Source organism: Streptomyces sp. NPDC033177, assembly GCF_055577715.1.
This window is the reverse complement of the sequence record NZ_JBVIPS010000012.1, coordinates 371,021-384,655: the sequence shown is the minus strand read 5'-3', so window position 1 is coordinate 384,655 and position 13,635 is coordinate 371,021. Positions and strand designations below refer to the sequence as shown.

The 13,635-nt window shown below is 70.3% G+C and carries 13 protein-coding genes; 4 read left to right on the top strand and 9 right to left on the bottom strand.

Translation table 11 applies throughout. The annotated features are described in order from the left end of the window. The 3 genes from ACZ5U5_RS36500 to glgB all read left to right on the top strand — a co-directional run. On the top strand, window positions 1-651 hold a 651-nt coding region (locus ACZ5U5_RS36500), incomplete at its 5' end, for an alpha-glucosidase C-terminal domain-containing protein (protein WP_469030596.1). 120 nt (window positions 652-771) lie between these two features. Continuing rightward, window positions 772-2,184: a maltokinase N-terminal cap-like domain-containing protein gene (locus ACZ5U5_RS36495; RefSeq protein WP_469030593.1), complete on the top strand. Its 1,413-nt coding sequence runs from the start codon at window positions 772-774 to the stop codon at window positions 2,182-2,184. Window positions 2,185-2,210: 26 nt separating this feature from the next. After that, window positions 2,211-4,559, top strand: coding sequence for a 1,4-alpha-glucan branching enzyme (gene glgB, locus ACZ5U5_RS36490; RefSeq protein WP_469030591.1), 2,349 nt, complete (start codon window positions 2,211-2,213; stop codon window positions 4,557-4,559). 16 nt (window positions 4,560-4,575) lie between these two features. On the opposite strand, the gene ACZ5U5_RS36485 is transcribed toward glgB, so the two are convergent. From ACZ5U5_RS36485 to ACZ5U5_RS36450, 8 genes are all read right to left on the bottom strand, one after another. Beyond that, the gene (locus tag ACZ5U5_RS36485) at window positions 4,576-6,816 is read right to left on the bottom strand and encodes a HelD family protein (RefSeq protein ID WP_469030588.1); all 2,241 of its coding nucleotides are present in this window, start codon (window positions 6,814-6,816) and stop codon (window positions 4,576-4,578) included. A gap of 175 nt (window positions 6,817-6,991) precedes the next feature. Next, the gene (trxA, locus tag ACZ5U5_RS36480; protein WP_469030648.1) at window positions 6,992-7,330 is read right to left on the bottom strand and encodes a thioredoxin; all 339 of its coding nucleotides are present in this window, start codon (window positions 7,328-7,330) and stop codon (window positions 6,992-6,994) included. Window positions 7,331-7,356: 26 nt separating this feature from the next. Further along, window positions 7,357-7,749 carry a MerR family transcriptional regulator gene (locus ACZ5U5_RS36475; protein WP_469030586.1) on the bottom strand — a complete coding sequence of 131 codons (393 nt, stop codon included), beginning with the start codon at window positions 7,747-7,749 and terminating at the stop codon, window positions 7,357-7,359. 45 nt (window positions 7,750-7,794) lie between these two features. After that, a complete protein-coding gene (locus ACZ5U5_RS36470; RefSeq protein WP_469030583.1) occupies window positions 7,795-8,157 on the bottom strand; it encodes a VOC family protein in 363 nt (120 codons plus the stop codon). A 48-nt stretch (window positions 8,158-8,205) separates the two neighbouring features. Then, window positions 8,206-9,090: an NAD(P)-dependent oxidoreductase gene (locus ACZ5U5_RS36465; RefSeq protein ID WP_469030581.1), complete on the bottom strand. Its 885-nt coding sequence runs from the start codon at window positions 9,088-9,090 to the stop codon at window positions 8,206-8,208. Between the two features lie 163 nt (window positions 9,091-9,253). Continuing rightward, window positions 9,254-9,859 (bottom strand): mycothiol-dependent nitroreductase Rv2466c family protein, encoded by a 606-nt coding sequence (locus ACZ5U5_RS36460; protein WP_469030578.1) that lies wholly within the window; start codon window positions 9,857-9,859, stop codon window positions 9,254-9,256. Window positions 9,860-9,905: 46 nt separating this feature from the next. Beyond that, window positions 9,906-10,790, bottom strand: coding sequence for an SGNH/GDSL hydrolase family protein (locus ACZ5U5_RS36455; RefSeq protein ID WP_469030576.1), 885 nt, complete (start codon window positions 10,788-10,790; stop codon window positions 9,906-9,908). Window positions 10,791-10,979: 189 nt separating this feature from the next. Next, window positions 10,980-11,468 carry an HIT family protein gene (locus tag ACZ5U5_RS36450; protein ID WP_469030573.1) on the bottom strand — a complete coding sequence of 163 codons (489 nt, stop codon included), beginning with the start codon at window positions 11,466-11,468 and terminating at the stop codon, window positions 10,980-10,982. A 528-nt stretch (window positions 11,469-11,996) separates the two neighbouring features. On the opposite strand from ACZ5U5_RS36450, the gene ACZ5U5_RS36445 reads away from it, so the two are divergent. Then, entirely contained in the window at window positions 11,997-12,152 is a 156-nt protein-coding gene (locus tag ACZ5U5_RS36445) for a hypothetical protein (protein ID WP_469030571.1), read from the top strand. Here the strand turns inward: ACZ5U5_RS36445 and ACZ5U5_RS36440 are convergent. Beyond that, a complete protein-coding gene (locus tag ACZ5U5_RS36440; protein ID WP_469030568.1) occupies window positions 12,149-13,561 on the bottom strand; it encodes a cation:dicarboxylate symporter family transporter in 1,413 nt (470 codons plus the stop codon). The two genes, ACZ5U5_RS36445 and ACZ5U5_RS36440, sit on opposite strands and share 4 nt — an antisense overlap. Window positions 13,562-13,635: the final 74 nt, after the last annotated feature.

Below are 13,635 nucleotides of genomic sequence, written 5' to 3'. Positions count from 1 at the left end.
AAAGACCCGCGCATGCGCGCCAACATCGGCATCCGCCGCCGCCTGGCCACCCTCCTGGACAACGACCGCAACCAGATCGAACTCTTCACCGCACTGCTCCTCTCGCTGCCCGGATCGCCGATCCTCTACTACGGCGACGAGATCGGCATGGGCGACAACATCTGGCTCGGCGACCGCGACGCCGTCCGCACCCCCATGCAATGGACGCCCGACCGCAACGGCGGCTTCTCCTCCTGCGACCCGGGGCGGCTCTACCTCCCCGCGATCATGGACCCCGTCTACGGCTACCAGGTCACCAACGTCGAAGCCTCCATGTCGTCCCCCTCCTCCCTCCTGCACTGGACCCGCAGGATGATCGAGATCCGCAAACAGAACCCCGCCTTCGGACTCGGCTCGTACACGGAGCTTCCGTCGTCGAATCCGGCGGTGATCGCTTTCCTGCGCGAGTACAAAGACGACCTGGTGCTCTGCGTGCACAACTTCTCGCGGTTCGCGCAGCCCACGGAGTTGGATCTGCAGACCTTCAACGGCCGGCACCCGGTGGAGCTGATCGGCGGGGTGCGTTTCCCGGCCATCGGTGAACTGCCCTATCTGTTGACTCTGGCCGGACATGGCTTCTACTGGTTCCGGCTGCGCAAGGACCAGGCGTAGGCTCCACCCCCGTCATTCCTGGGCGGGGCGGTTTCCACCGCCCCGCCCTGGGAACTCTCCCCGCACAACCGGCACTCCCGCACTCCTCCCTTGTCCGCACCGCGGAAAGGACGCGACGCCATGTCGGAAGCCGTCACCCGCCCGGGCATCACCGCGGACGCACTGCTCGCCTCGCTCGATCCGCTGTTGCGCGCGTGGCTGCCACGACAGCGCTGGTTCGCGGGCAAAGGCCGCCCCATCACCGACTTCACCGTTGTCACGGCGACCGAACTGCTGCCACCCACCTCCGAGTCGGGGCTCCTGCACCTGATCGTGGAGGTCCGGCAGCCCCAGGTGCCGGGACAGGCGGGCGGCGCGCCCCCGCCGCCCGCCGACTGCTACCAACTCCTGCTCGGTGTGCGGCGCGAGCTGCCGCCCCGGCTCGCTCGCGCGCTGATCGGCCATGTGACGCGCGGGCCGCTCAACGGGTTCACGGTCTACGAGGCGCTGCACGACTCCCGGATGTCCGGTTTCCTCCTTGAGGCGCTGCGCATCCAGGCACGCGTCGGCAAGCTGCGTTTCGAGCGCGACCGGCGCAAGGACATAGGCGCGGATCTCGCACCGCGCGTCCTCGCCGCCGAACAGTCCAACTCCTCACTGGTGTACGGCGACACGTACATCCTGAAGCTGTTCCGCCGCATCGTGCCCGGGTCCAACCCGGACCTGGAGCTGCCCCTGGTGCTGTCCCGCGAAGGCTGTGCGCAGGTCCCCCCGCCCGCCGCCTGGTTCCTCGCGGACACGGGGGACGACGTGAGCGTCCTCGGCGTGCTCCAGCCCTACCTGAAGGGCACGGTGGACGGCTGGGAGCTGGCCCTCGAAGAGCTGGCCGCGGGGCGGGACTTCAGCGGCGAGGCGCGGGAGCTCGGCCGGGCGACCGCCGAGGTACACAAGGCGCTGGCCCGCGCCCTGCCCACCGTCACGCTGGGCCGCGTCCAGATGGAGCTGATCGCCGAGGGCATGGCCGACCGCCTGGCCACGGCGGCCGGGGCGGTGCCCGCCCTGCAGCCGTACGCCCCCGCGCTGCACACCACCTACGAGGCGCTCGCCGACCTGGGGCGGGGCGAGGAGACCTGGACGGCCCAGCGCATCCACGGGGACCTGCACCTGGGGCAGTGCCTGCGCTCGCCCGCCGGGGAGTGGTCACTGATCGACTTCGAGGGTGAGCCGTCGCGCCCGCTCGCCGAACGCAGGATGCCGCAGCCTCCCATACGCGACGTGGCGGGCATGCTCCGGTCCTTCGACTACGCGGCGCGCTCCCACGAGCCGTGGGCCCCCGACTGGGCGGGCGACTGCCGGGCGGCGTACTGCGCGGGGTACGCGGAGGTCGCCGGCCGCGATCCGCGCATGGACCCGGTTCTGCTGCGCGCCTACGAAACGGACAAGGCGGTCTACGAGGTGCTGTACGAGGCCCGCCACCGCCCCGACTGGCTCCCCGTCCCCCTTGCCGCGATCAAACGCCTCGCCACGAACGGCCCCGCCACCGAACCCCACTGACCTGCCATCGCCGAGGAGGCTCCCCCGTGACCCCCCGCCCGCAGCCGCGCAAACCGTCCGACGAGGCCAGCAAGAAGGGCAAGCGGAAGCCGGAGGCCGGAGGCCGGAAACCCGAGCCGCCCCGGCAGAAGCAGCCGAAGACGCCGAAGCAGGCAGCGGAGCCACCGGCCGTCCGCCCCGAGTCGCCCGTCTCGCAGGAGGACCGTGCCCGCCTCCTGGCCGGCACCCACCACGACCCGCACGGGGTGCTCGGCGCCCACGTCGTGCGCGAGGGCATCGCCTTCCGCGCGCTGCGGCCGTACGCCCGTTCCGTCACCGTCGTCGCCAAGGATCTGCGGGCGGAGCTCCGGGACGACGGGGACGGGTTCTTCTCCGGGGTGCTCCCGCTGCGCGAGGTCCCCGAGGACTACCGGCTCCACGTCACGTACGAGGACGCCGAACTGGAGATCCACGACGCGTACCGCTTCCTGCCCGCACTCGGCGAGTTCGACCTGCATCTGATCGGCGAGGGCAGGCACGAGCAGCTGTGGCACGCGCTGGGGTCACACCCGATGGTGCACGAGGGAGCGACCGGGACCCGCTTCACGGTGTGGGCGCCCAACGCCCTGGGCGTGCGCGTGGTGGGGAGCTTCAACTTCTGGGACGGGACGGGTTTCCCGATGCGCTCGCTCGGCGGCAGCGGCGTCTGGGAGCTGTTCGTGCCGTCCGTGGGCGAGGGCGAGCTCTACAAGTACGAGATCACCCGGCCCGACGGCACGAAGACGCACCGCGCCGACCCGCTCGCGCGCCGCACGGAGGCGCCGCCCGCGAACTCCTCGGTCGTGCACGAGTCGCATCACGAGTGGCGTGACGCGGAGTGGCTGGTCCGGCGGGCGGAGGTGCCCGTCCACCAGGCTCCCTTCTCCGTGTACGAGGTCCATCTGGCGTCCTGGCGACCGGGTCTGACGTACCGCCAACTCGCCGAGCAGCTGCCCGCGTACGTCACCGACCTGGGGTTCACGCACGTCGAGCTGATGCCGGTCGCCGAGCATCCCTTCGGCGGCTCGTGGGGATATCAGGTCACCGGCTTCTACGCGCCCACGGCCCGCCTCGGCACGCCGGACGACTTCAAGTACCTCGTCGACGCGCTGCACAGGGCGGGCATCGGCGTCCTGATGGACTGGGTGCCCGCGCACTTCCCGCGCGACGACTGGGCTCTCGCCGAGTTCGACGGCCGCACGCTGTACGAGCACGAGGACCCGAGCCGGGCGGCGCACCCCGACTGGGGCACCCTGGAGTTCGACTACGGCCGCAAGGAAGTGCGCAACTTCCTTGTCGCCAACGCCAGTTACTGGTGCGAGGAGTTCCACATCGACGGCCTGCGCGTCGACGCCGTCGCCTCCATGCTGTACCTGGACTACTCGCGCGAGGACGGCGAGTGGACGCCGAACGCGCACGGCGGACGCGAGAACCTGGACGCCGTGGCCTTCCTCCAGGAGATGAACGCCACCGTCTACCGTCGCGCCCCCGGCGTCGTCACCATCGCCGAGGAGTCCACGGCCTGGGACGGCGTGACCCGCTCGACGCACCACCAGGGCCCCGGCGGCTTCGGCGGGCTCGGCTTCGGCCTGAAGTGGAACATGGGGTGGATGCACGACTCCCTCGACTACGTGTCGAAGGAGCCCGTGCACCGCAAGTTCCACCACAACGAGATGACGTTCTCGATGGTGTACGCCTACAGCGAGAACTACGTCCTGCCGATCTCGCACGACGAGGTCGTGCACGGCAAGAAGTCCCTGGTGTCGAAGATGCCCGGCGACTGGTGGCAGCAGCGCGCCAACCACCGGGCCTACCTCGGCTTCATGTGGGCCCACCCCGGCAAGCAACTCCTTTTCATGGGGCAGGAGTTCGCGCAGGGCGCCGAGTGGGCGGAGGGCCACGGCCCCGACTGGTGGCTGCTCGATCCCGCGTACGGGGCGGAGGCCGAGCACCGGGGCGTACGCGATCTCGTGCGCGACCTCAACACCGTCTACCGCGGCCAGCCGTCGCTCTGGCAGCGCGACACGGACCCGGGCGGCTTCGCCTGGGTCGAGGGCGACGCCGCCGAGGACAACGTCTTCGCGTTCCTGCGTTACGCCGCCGAGGAGACGGACGAGGCGCCTCTCCTGGCCGTCTCGAACTTCTCACCGGTGGTGCGGCACGAGTACCGCCTGGGCGTACCCGGCGAGTTCACCGCCTGGCACGAGGTCCTGAACACGGACGCGGGACGCTACGGCGGCGGCGACGTCACCAACCCGGACCCGGTCAAGACCGAGCCGGTGGCGTCGCACGGCCGCCCGGCGTCCCTGCGCCTCACCCTGCCGCCGCTGGCCACGGTGTGGCTGCGACCTGCGTGAAGCAGTCGGCTGTGAGCTAGTCGAACTGCTTGAGCGCCACCGGCAACGCCTCGGCGTGCAGGATGCCGAGGCGCTGCGTGGCCCGGGTCAGGGCCACGTACAGATCGCTCGTGCCGTAGCGGCCCGGCTCCACCACCAGGACCGTGTCGAACTCCAGGCCCTTCGCCTGACGCGGGTCGATAAGCACGACCGGCCGCGTCAGGTCCGGGGCCTCCCCGGCCGTCACACCGGGGAGCTTTACGGCGAGCTGGGCATGCAGCTCGCGCGGGGCGATCACCGCGAGGCGGCCCTCGTCCCGTGCCTCGGCCGTCACCGCGTCGGCCACGGCCGCGGCGAGGTCGTCCGTGCGCTGCGCCCACGGGTGCACCCCGGTGGACCGCACGGAACTCGGCGGCGCGAAGTCGGGGTACTCGACGCGGGGCACCTCGGCGGCCACGTCCATGATCTCCACCGGCGTGCGGTAGTTGACGCCGAGCCGCGTGTACTCCCAGCGGTCGTCGACGTACGGCGAAAGGATCGACTCCCAGGAGCCGCAGCCGCCGGCCTCGGCCGTCTGCGCGGGGTCGCCGACCAGCGTCATCGAGCGGGTCGGGCAGCGCCGCATCAGCAACCGCCAGGCCATCGCGGACAGTTCCTGCGCCTCGTCGACGATGATGTGCCCGAAGGCCCACGTCCGGTCGGCTGCCGCGCGCTCGGCGGCGCTGCGGTGGTCGGCCTCCTCCTGGCGCTCGGCCATCCGCTCGGCGTCGATGATGTCGTGCGCCAGCAGGACCTCGGACTCGTCGTCGTCCTTGTCCTCGAACTCGTAGGTCCGGGACGCGTACGACACGTCGAGCACGCCCTGCGCGTAGGCGATCTGCTTGGCGCGCTCGGCCTCCGCCATCGCCTTCGCCGCACTGTCGTCGTTGCCGAGCAGCTCGGCCGCCTCGTCGAGCAGCGGGACGTCGGCGGCCGTCCAGGCGGCACCGCGCGGGCGCCGGACCAGCAGGGCGTCCTCCTCCGACAGATGCGGCGTCGGCTCCTCCAGGAAGTCCGCGAGGAAGCCTTCCGGGGTGAGCTGGGGCCACAACGCGTCGATGGCCGCGTGCACTTCGGGGCTCGCGGCGATCGCCTTGCCGAGCTGGGCGATGTCGTCGGGGCCGAGGAAGTTGGGGCCGCCGTACGGGTCCGCGCCGAGCCGCTCGGCGAGCTGCTCGGTGAGCATGTCGATGACGCGGAAGGCGAAGTGCGGCCGGCCGAGGTTGTGCGGGACGTCCGCCTCGCGGGCCGCCTCCCGGGCTTCCTGCGCGATCGTCCAGTCCAGGACGAGGTCGCCGTCGTCGTGCTCGATGATCACCGGGGAGCCGGGCTCAGGGGTCTGCTGCCGGTCGCGTACGGCGGCGGCGAGCACGTCCGCCATCTCCGCGCGGCCCTTGATCTCGGTCGCCTCGGGGGTGTCGGTACCGGTGGCGCTCACGCCGGGGAACAGCTCGCCGACCGTCGAGAGGAGGACGCCCGTCTCGCCGAGCGCGGGCAGCACCTCGCTGATGTAGCCGAGGAAGGCGGGGTTCGGGCCGACGATCAGGACCGCGCGCTTGGCGAGCAGCTGGCGGTGGGCGTAGAGGAGGAAGGCGGCACGGTGCAGCGCCACGACCGTCTTGCCGGTGCCGGGGCCGCCCTCGACGACGAGTACGCCGTGGTGCGGGGCCCGGATGATGCGGTCCTGCTCGGCCTGGATGGTCTGCACGATGTCGTGCATGCGCCCGGTGCGGGCCGAGTCGAGCGCGGCGAGCAGCACCTCGTCGGCGTCCGCACCCTCGTGTCCGGTGCGGGTGGTGTCGCCGAGATCGAGGATCTCGTCGTGCAGGGCCGTGACGTCGCGGCCCTCGGTGGTGATGTGCCTGCGCCTGCGCAGTCCCATCGGCGTATGCCCGGTGGCGAGATAGAAAGGACGCGCGACGTCCGCTCGCCAATCGATCACGAGCGGGGTGCGTTCGATGTCGGACGCGCGGATTCCGATGCGTCCGATGTGGTGATCACGGCCGTCGCGGAATTCGAGCCTGCCGAAGCAAAGACCGTTCTCTCCCGCGTCGAAGGCGGCCAGCAGTCCGGACCGCTCGGCCACCAGGACGTCACGCTCAAGCCTGGCCTGCAGACCGTTGCCGACCTGCGTCAACGACGCCTGCACGGCGGCTTGTGCCTCCTCGCGCAGCGCGTCGAGGCGCGCGTACAGCCCGGAGACGAATTGCTGCTCTTCCCGCAATTCCTCGGTTGACAATTCAGCCCCTCGCCAGTTACAGTGCTCTTATACAGATTCTCGCGATACCGGTATGCCCAGATGGGTATGAGGTCGCGAAAGGATCTAATATACGCCAAGAAATACCCCGGACGTCAATTCGTCCGGGGTATTTCTCTTTCCACGTGTGTTCCGCGTGGGGCGGAGGCGGGTGCGCTCAGAGCACCTCGGCCTCCGTGAGCTCGGCGAGGAGCTTGCGCTTGGGGCGCGCGCCCACCATGGACTTCACCGGCTCTCCGCCCCGGAACACCAGGAGGGACGGTACCGAGAGAATCCCGTACGCCATCGCCGTCTCCGGGTTGTGGTCCACGTCCAGCTGCACGATCTTCAGCCGGTCCGCCTCCTCGCGCGAGATCTCGCTCAGCACCGGCGCGAGCTGCCGGCACGGGCCGCACCACTCCGCCCCGAACTCCACGAGCACCGGCAGTTCCGCCTTGAGCACCTCCCGCTCGAAGTCCGCGTCCGTCACCTCGGCCACGCCGTCCGCCTTGACCATCGCCATACCGTGCCCCTCCCTCTCCGTCAGTCCGTCAGTCCGCACCGGGGCTCCGGACCCCCGGGGACCGCCGCCTCGGCGCGCACCAGCTGCGCCCCGACCTGTTCGCGCACCTCCGTCAACTCGCTGATGAGAGCGTCGAGTTCACCGAGCTTGCGGCGGTACACGTCGAGTGAGGCAGGACAGGAGTCGCCCGCCGGATGCCCCGAACGCAGACACTCCACGAACGGCCGCGTCTCCTCCAGATCGAACCCGAAGTCCTGCAGGGTCCTGATCTGCTCGAGGAGACGCACGTCGTCCTCGTCGTAGGTGCGGTAGCCGTTGCCACTGCGACGAGCGGGCAGCAGCCCCCGTGACTCGTAGTACCGAAGCGTCCGCGTGGTGGTGCCGACCCGCTCCGCAAGTTCGCCGATGCGCATGCGTACGACGGTAATCCTTGACGCAGGCGTCAAGGCCAGCCCGGCTCAGGGACTCCTCGGCGGCTGGTGCAGGCCGAAGGTTGAGCCCTGGTCGTCCTTGCAGAGCCGGAAACGGCCGAAGGCGGCGTCGGACTCGTCACTCTCGCCGCCGATGGGCGCCTCTACCGTGCCGCCCAGTTGGATCACCCTGGCCAGGGCCGTCTCCAGGTCGTCCACCTGGAAGAAGAGATAGGGCGCGGCCCCCGCGTCACCGCCGTGCATGCCGCCGGAAACACCCGGGGTCCCGATCACGTACCCCTGGCCCGAGGGACCCGGCTCGAAGGACCAGCCGAGCAGCCCCCCGTAGAAGGCCCGCCCCCGCTCCGGGTCCTCGACGCCGATCTCGAAGAAGCTCGGTTCACCGGTCATCGCACCGCTCCTGGTCTGTGACGGCAGTCACTTTCACCGTACGCCGCTTCAGCGTGCGCCGCGTACGGCCTCAATCGTGGCTGTCCAGCCGTCGGCGCCGTACCCCTTGGCGATGGCCCGGTCAAGGACGGCCTTCATGCCGTTCAGGGCGCCCACGTCCAGGCCCCGGTGCTCGGAGGCGTGGATGATGTGGTCGACGTTGGCGGCCTCCGTGACCAGCGGGGCCTGGTCGCCCGGGTACGCGCCGGAGTCGACCTCGACCGCCGTCGACTCGACGGCCTCCGGGAAGATGGAGAGCAGCGCGCTCAGGTACGGAGCCAGCTCCGCGCCCTTCACGCCGTCCGCCCCGGCCAGCGCGAAGGCGTGCACGAGGCCGGACATGCTGGTCCAGAAGAAGTCGAGCAGGGCGTTGTCGTAGACGGCCGCGAGGCCGTGGTCCTCGCCGAGGTACACGGTGTTGCCGCCGAGCACCCCGAGCGTGCTCTCGTGCCGCTCGTACACCGACTTCGGGCCGCTGTGGAAGAGCAGCGCGTCAGCGGTGCCGATGACCGTGACCGGCACGAGGATGGCGCCGTCCAGGTAGTCGATGCCGTGCCCGGCGGCCCAGGCCGCCGCCTCGCGTGAGCGCTCCGGGGTGTCCGAGGTGAGGTTGACCAGGGCGCGCCCCCGCAGTTCCGCGGCGAGCGGGTCGAGCACGGCCTGCGAGACGGTGTAGTCGTAGAGGCAGACGACCACCACGTCCGAGGCGCGCACGGCCTCGGCCGCGGTGGAGGTGAGTGTGGCCCCTGCGGAAACGAGGTCATCGCCCTTGCCGGGCGTGCGGTTCCAGACGGTGGTGGGGTGGCCGGCCTTGAGGAAAGCACCGGCGAGGGCCTGGCCCATGGCGCCGAGGCCGAGAACGGTCACTGAGGTCTTGTGCTGCTTGTTCGTCATGTCGACCATGCTTGGCGAGCGCCCGCCTCCTCACAAGTACGGACTAAATAGTCAGGTACTTACGAAAAGGTAAGCGTGGGGGGCGACTTGGGCCCCGAAGCGCGGGGGACATGAGCCCGGTAACGCGGGGGGACTTGAGCTCCGCGGCCAGCCGGCCCCGGAATCAGCCGAAGTCGAGATCGCCGTACGCCCGCTTCAGCTCGCAGAAGCTCTGGACGCCCGCCATCAGCACCACCCCGTCCCACAGCCGCCCCGCCGCCTCACCCTTCGGCGCAGGCGAGACGACCGGGCCGAAGAGGGCGCCCACGCCCTGGACGGACAGGACCGGCGTCCCGACGTCGGGGCCGGCCAGCGCGATGCCCTCCTCGTGCGAGGCCCGCACGGCTTCGTCGTACTCCTGCGTCCAGGCCACCGCCGCGAGCTCCGTGGGCAGACCGGCGTCGGCGAGTGCGCGCGCGGCACCGTCCCACTCACCCCGCTCGTGCAGCCGCACCCCGAGCGCGTCGAGATACCTGCCCAGCGCGTCGCTCCCGTGCCGCGCGGCCACCGCCGCGCAGACCCGGCCCGGACCCCGCATGGAGTCGCCCCATCGCCCGTCGGGGTCCTCGGGGTCGACGTCGAGGTGTTCGTTCAGCACCGAGAGGCTCATCACCCGCCACCGCACGCGGACGTCCCGCACCCGCTCGACCTCGCGGAGCCACCGCGAGGTCAGCCAGGTGTAGGGGCAGACGGGGTCGAACCAGAAGTCGACGTGTCGTGGGGCGCTCATGCAACTACCGTACGACTGCGGCGAGTTGTGACGCTCGACTCGCTGGTCAGCCCAGCTTCAGTACGCCGATGGCCTGGTCGGCCATCCTGGACTCGCCGAGGGCGTTCGGGTGCACCGGCACGAAGTTGGTGCCGAACAGCACCGGCTCGATCCAGCGCGTGCCCAGCGGCTTGCAGGCGTCGTGGCCGTCCGAGGCGGCGGCCATGTCGACGAAGGTGGCCCCCGTCTCGGACGCGGCGCGCTGCACGGCCTTGTTCAGGTGGGCCTGGAGGTCCCGCAGGTAAGGGACGTCACCGGTGGCGATCGGCATCTTGGCGAAGCAGCTGGGGTCGGACTTCTCCGGCACGATCCACGGGTAGCCGAGCACACCGACGCGCGCGTTGGGGGCCTTGGCCTTGACCGCTCGCAGGGCGGTCTTCAGCGCCGGGTACGTGCTCGCGTCGATCTGCTTGGTGAACTTGTCGCCGTTGGCGTCCTTGCAGGGGCTGCCCTTGCCGCCGGAGAGCACTCCGGCGGAGCCGCAGGCGAGGATCGCGCTGATGAAGGTGTTGTTGTCATTGCCGCCGATGGTCAGCGTCACGACGTCGGTGTCGGCCTTGACGGCGTCGAGCTGCGGCGCGACACCGGGGTACTGCGATCCCGCGAAGTCCTTGGTCTGGGCTCCGCCGCAGGTCACGTCGGTGAGTCTGGCGCCGGTCCGCTTGGCCGTCACGTGCGGGTAGTTGGCCGTCGAGCGAGCGCAGAGAAGGGGCGCGGTCACGTCGAGGGGCAGGACGCCGGAACCGGCGCTGAAGCTGTCGCCGAGGGCGACATAGTCGAGCGGGTCGGCGCCGGTCGCCTGGGCGGGAGCGGCGGCCAGGCCGAGGGTGGCGGTACCTGCGGCGGCGAGAGTGGCGGCTGCCAGGCGCAGGGCGCGTGCGCGGATCACCATCTGGAGTCTCCTTTGAATCCGATGGGGGGTCATTCCCGGAGAGGAGCAGCAAGCAAGCCGCGGGCGCCAACAGCCGTACCGTGGGGGTGTTTTGAGCAGGCTTCAGCGGCTTTCGGCGGTTCTCAGTGGTGCAACGCTGAAGTTACTGGCAGGTTTGAACAAGAGTCAACAGTTTGCGCACGCGCCCACCTAGATGGCGGAACCCTCACCCAGCACGCGCCGCACCCGCCCGCAGAATTCCTCCACCGCCCCCGGCTCCGGCTCCGGCTCGGCGCCCTCGGCGAACATCGCCATCTGGAGGGCGGGGCCGTAGACATGGCCGTGGCGGTCGATGTCACGCGTACGGGCGGGCTGCACGACGAAGTGCACATGGCCGGGTACGCGCCCGGCGTGGGACCAGAGGCAGACGTACACCTGCTCGCACTCGTCGCCAACTTCCTGGCGCACGGAGGCGGTTACCCGTGTGAGCAACGGACCGAGCTCGGCGCCCTCCTCGACGCCGAGCTCGTGCAGGCCCGTGATGTGCCGCAGCGGTTTGACGATGAGGGTGCCGACGCCGAGGGGTCCTGTGCAGTGCTCGACGGTCCAGTGCGCGGTGCGGAGCAGGGTGCCGCCGGGTAGCGGTGCCGTGCCGTCGGCTAGCCCGCAGGCGAGGCAGTCACGATTCTTCTCCGGCAAGTTGCCCTCCCCGCATCTCAGGACGGGACGCCGGCTTCACCGTCCCGCCCACCCGTTTGCGCACCAGGTGGCACGCCGCCTCCACCCGTTCGCCGCTCCACGGGCGGATCTTTCCCGCCCACCGACCCATTTACCCCGCAGCTCGCCCCGGGCGGGACGCCGCCTCCACCGTCCCGCCGCTTCACGGCGGATCTATCCCACCCACCCACCCGATTACCCCGCAGCTCACCCCGGGCGAGACGCCGCCTTCACCGTCCCGCCGCTTCACGGCGGATCTATCCCACCCACCCACCCGATTACCCCGCAGCTCGTGCCGAACGTAGGGCAACAACCGTCGCCACGGGGCAATCGGGTGGGTGGGCGGGTAAGCATCCGCCGCGAAGCGGCGGCTCAGGCCAGAACGGCGCCGCACCCGCCCCCGGATCCGGGGCGCCGCCCCATGCCTACCGCCGCCCCGCGGCCTCCGCAGCCTCGGGGATCTCCGCAGCCTCCGGAACCTCTGCGGCACTCGAAGGGATCCTGTTCGCCGTGATGGACGCCGTCAACGACGGTGTCGTACCGGCGAAAAAGGCGGGCAGGTCCACCGCGATCACGTTTCTGACCGCGGCGGGCCTGCCCGCCTCACAAGCCACCGAGCTGGTGACGAGGGTCGCCGACAGGAGAGCGGCGACCGTCGACGGCTAGGCCGTCAGGGACTTCTTCTCGCTGCCGGCGGGCTGTGTCGGGACGGCGTCCACCGTGTCCGGGTCCGCGTCCTCCCGCTCGGGAGCACCGTCGTCGAGCAGCGTCTTCTCGTCGAACGGCAGGCGTCCGGCGAGGACGTCGTCCACCCGCTGCCGGTCGACCTCCTTGGTCCACGTACCGATCAGGAGCGTGGCCACCGCGTTGCCCGCGAAGTTGGTCAGGGCGCGGGCCTCGCTCATGAAGCGGTCGACGCCGATGATCAGGCCGACGCCGTCCACCAGGGCCGGCTTGTGCGACTGCAGGCCGCTGGCCAGGACCGCGATGCCGGAACCGGAGACACCCGCGGCGCCCTTGGACGCGATCATCATGAACAGGAGCAGGGAGATCTGCTCCCCCACGCCGAGCGGCTGGTCCATCGCCTCGGCGATGAAGAGCGACGACATCGTCAGGTAGATCATCGTGCCGTCGAGGTTGAACGAGTAGCCCGTCGGGACGGTGATGCCGACGACCGGGCGGCTGACGCCCAGGTGCTCCATCTTGGCGATGAGCCGCGGAAGCGCGGACTCGGAGGACGAGGTGGAGAGGATCAGCAGGAACTCGCGGCCCAGGTACTTCAGGAGCTTGAAGAGGTTGACCCCGGTCACCAGGCGCAGCAGCGCGCCGAGCACGATCAGGATGAACAGCGCGCAGGTGACGTAGAAGCCGATCATGATCGTGGCAAGGGCCTTCAGGGCGTCCGTGCCGGTCTCGCCGACCACCGCCGCCATCGCGCCGAACGCGCCGACCGGAGCGGCCCACATGATCATGCCGAGGACCCGGAAGACCAGCTTCTGAATGTGCTCGATGCCCCGCAGGACCGGCGCCCCGGAGCGTCCCATGGCCTGCAGGGCGAAGCCCACGAGGAGCGCGACGAGCAGCGTCTGCAGCACCTCGCCCTCGGTGAAGGCGGAGACGAGCGTCTTCGGGATGATGCCGAGCGCGAAGTCGACGAGACCCTTGTTCGCCTCGTCGGCCGCGGTGTGGCCCGCGCCCTTGTCGGAATCGCTGATGTCCATGCCCGAGCCCGGGTGCAGGATGTTGCCGACGAGCAGGCCGATGGCGAGCGCGACGACCGACATCGCGACGAAGTAGGCGAGCGCGAGGCCACCGACCTTGCCGACCTTGGCGGCCTTACGGACCGAGCCGACGCCGAGGACGATCGTGCAGAAGATGATCGGCGAGATCATCATCTTGATCAGGTTCACGAAGCCGGTGCCGATCGGCTTGAGCTCCGTGGCGAAGTCGGGGAAGAGCAGGCCGACACCGATACCGAGGACCACGGCGATGATGACGGCTATGTACAGATAGTGGGTGCGGTCCCGCTTGGCTGCGGGAGCCTTGGCCACCTGGCTGTCGGTGGTGTCGGCCACGAGGGCCCTCCTTGAACGACTACGTCGGCGTTTTCGGCCAGTGCGTGCGGCTCACGTCCTGGATCGGCCCGTAC